Source organism: Streptomyces sp. URMC 126 (assembly GCF_051386555.1).
GTDB lineage: Bacteria > Actinomycetota > Actinomycetes > Streptomycetales > Streptomycetaceae > Streptomyces.
The window spans coordinates 1-278 of the sequence record NZ_JBPQTX010000815.1 but is presented as its reverse complement, the minus strand read 5'-3'; the positions used below and the strand labels follow the sequence as shown (position 1 = coordinate 278).

1 pseudogene is annotated in these 278 nt (G+C 69.4%); it reads left to right on the top strand.

The annotated features are described in order from the left end of the window. Positions 1-278: pseudogene (locus tag ACSNOK_RS34045) on the top strand (hypothetical protein); the annotation flags it as partial.

The following is a 278-nucleotide window of genomic DNA, read 5'->3' as shown; positions in this document are numbered from 1 at the left end:
GCACCAACTTCCCGCAGCAGGCCGAGACCACCCAGGCCATCCAGGGCGGCACCTTCGACCTGGCCTGCTGGTACGTGGCGGGCGTCAACGCGTCCAGCCCCTGGGCCCGGTTCCGCGACATCATGAGCCAGTCCGAGGGCAAGCCGGTGGGCAAGACCACCTTCGCCAACTACGGCCGGTGGAAGAACGACCAGGTCGAGGCCCTGCTCACCGAGGCGGCCCAGGCGGTCGACGACGCGGCCAAGAAGGCGGCCTACGACAAGCTGGACGCCCTCTAC